3 protein-coding genes are annotated in these 2,467 nt (G+C 47.9%); all 3 read right to left on the reverse strand.

Annotated elements, in window-relative coordinates:
• Positions 1–133: 133 nt before the first annotated feature.
• Complete coding sequence (locus B5E53_RS18400; RefSeq protein ID WP_054353166.1) at positions 134–382, reverse strand: hypothetical protein; 249 nt, start codon at positions 380–382, stop codon at positions 134–136.
• A 3-nt stretch (positions 383–385) separates the two neighbouring features.
• Positions 386–1,075, reverse strand: coding sequence for a DUF3990 domain-containing protein (locus B5E53_RS18405; RefSeq protein ID WP_204245555.1), 690 nt, complete (start codon positions 1,073–1,075; stop codon positions 386–388).
• A 156-nt stretch (positions 1,076–1,231) separates the two neighbouring features.
• Positions 1,232–2,467 (reverse strand): BRCT domain-containing protein (locus tag B5E53_RS18410; RefSeq protein ID WP_343215689.1); only part of this gene is annotated, 1,236 nt, incomplete at its 5' end.

Genomic DNA, 2,467 nt, shown 5'->3' on the forward strand with positions numbered 1-2,467 from the left:
ACATTCCTGTGAGTTTGTTTATGGATAGTTTCTTTTGGTTGATCATTGGATTTCATGCACATTCCTTTCCGCACAAAAAAAGGAACCGCCTATCCTATAGGTAGTTCCCTTCTTAAACATAGTGCTTAAATCTTCAGTTTGTCTGTAATTCTTTTTGCTCCTGCTCTTCATAGAACCGGTCTGCGATGTACCCTGCCGACTCCGCCCAAAGCGTATTCTCGGTATTCTGCAGAGCCTGATACGTCTTAGAATGGTAAAAGGCTCCGGCGGCATCTTGGAAAGAAAGATGGCTCCGTTCCTTGATGATGTCGATCACATCCCGGATCTGGATACACAGGTTCATCGTGATATCTTTGTTATTGAAAAAATATTTTCCTTCCATAGTTTACGAAACCTCCCTTCGGGATTCCAGCGTCAGGTGCTCCAGGGCAAGGGGCGTATGGAAAGACACCTGGTTGTTGACTTTATTATAGCGAAGCCTTTCCACTGCTTCCTCGGCTTTTAAAATACCTGACAGGTATAACTGCACAGTCTCCATTGTATTGTCGTCTGCAACAGGCCCTACGACCACATCATAAGCGTGCTGGATGCCGCCTTTCGTGCGATTTTCTTTGATAAACTCCAGCCACTCCTGATCCAGAGCAGCAAAGTGCTTGATCTTCAGGTCCTCTGTCTGGCGGAACAAGTAACGGTAAACATATCTGCCGCCTTTGTGGGAGCGCAGATAAAGACGTCTGGCCCATTCCTCCGCCTGGCTTTCCAAGACGGTACAGTAAAATCCCCGGCCAAAGTCACGGCGATTATGGGATTTTCCCAGGTCAATCTCATCAAATGCGATGTTGGAACCGTGGTAAAGCACCAGTTCCAGAGCATTTTCTTTGATGATTTCCTCCACATATTGAAAAGTCTCTTCCATATCTAACTGATGAAGCGTTTCGTGCTGTATCAGGATTTTTTCAAAAACCTGATGCTTACAGAAGAGATCAAAGACGTCCCCTTCAGACAGATGATATTTTTGTGCGTAATACTCGACTGCTTGTACAGATAAGATTTCCACATCGGATTGAATACTCATACTCATCATTGCCTCCATTTGCCTCTATTATACCCAAAGGAAACGGGATGTTCAACGCAAAAAAACAAGCGTATCTGCCCTTTCCATACTGCCAGACAGGTAATTTTTGGAGAAGCTGCTTGTCAGGCAGCTTCCCCAAGTGGATCATGTACAATCTTATGCAATCATTGCTAAAAACTCTGCTTCTGACAGGATCGTGACGCCAAGAGCCTGGGCTTTGGCCAGCTTACTGCCAGCTTTTTCCCCGCAGATCAGGTAGTCGGTCTTTTTGGATACCGAGCTGCCCGGCTTTGCGCCAAGCGCCAGGATCTGGTCGTTGATCTCTGAGCGGGTAAAGTTTTCCAGCTTTCCGGTTGCTACGATAGTCTTTCCTGCAAATTCAGTATTTTTTGCCATAGTGGTTTCTTCCTTTCTTTCTTCAAATATAAATTCTTTCTGTAACGTGTCCCAGAGCATCAGATTTTCTTCATCCGCAAACCAGTCGTGAATGTTCTGGTCCAGTGTGGCGCCAAAATCCTCTAACTGTGTGAAATCATAGTCATCGGTGGCAGCCGCCCGGAAGGCATCCAGACTGCCGGAGAATACGGTATCCAATACCCGGCTTTTTGTACGGCCTACCATGGGAATATCCATGCTGATCAGATAGCGGACAAAGGTGGTGCTGCGGCTGGCCTGGATTGCGTTCCAGAGCCGGTCAAAGGATTTCTCCCCGAACCCTTCCAGCCGGATGATTTCTTCCCGGTGCTGATCCAGATGGTAGATGTCATGGAAGGTCTGAAGGTATCCCAGATTCAGGAATTTCTCCAGGGTAGCCTCACTTAACCCTTCAATATTCATGGCTTTCCGGCATACGAAATGGACGAATTTTTTCAACTGCTGGCTTTCACAGGAGGGATTGCTGCAGTGTACGGTTTCAATGATCCGTCCTTTTTCTCCTTTTTTTCGATGGAGTTCTGTCGAAGCGCCGCAGCACGGGCAGATAGCAGGGGCTGCATCCCGGTAATGTCCACGGTCCAGGTTCTCCTCTACATGGGGAATGATCATGTTCCGTTTGGATACCAGGATACGGCATCCCGGCACCAGCTCCAGTTCCCGGATAAAGGTGAGGTTATGAAGCGTGGCTCTGGATACCGAGCATCCGTCTATTTCCACGGTGTCAAAGACTGCCACAGGTGCCAGTTCCCCGAAACGGGAGGGCGTCCATTCAATACTCTGGAGAACGGTTTCATAGGTTTCGTCCTCAAATTTGAAAGCAAGTCCGTCCTTGTAGTGGTGTCCGGTTCTTCCGCAGCTTGCGGAATACGCCAGGTCATCGAAGATCAGTACCATTCCGTCAATGGGAAGATCCAGTGTTTCTGCCTTCTCCTTCAGGTCCTGGATACGAAGCTCCAG

The sequence above is a fragment of the Eubacterium sp. An11 genome (assembly GCF_002161065.1).
GTDB classification, from domain to species: Bacteria; Bacillota; Clostridia; order Lachnospirales; family Lachnospiraceae; genus Anaerobutyricum; species Anaerobutyricum faecale.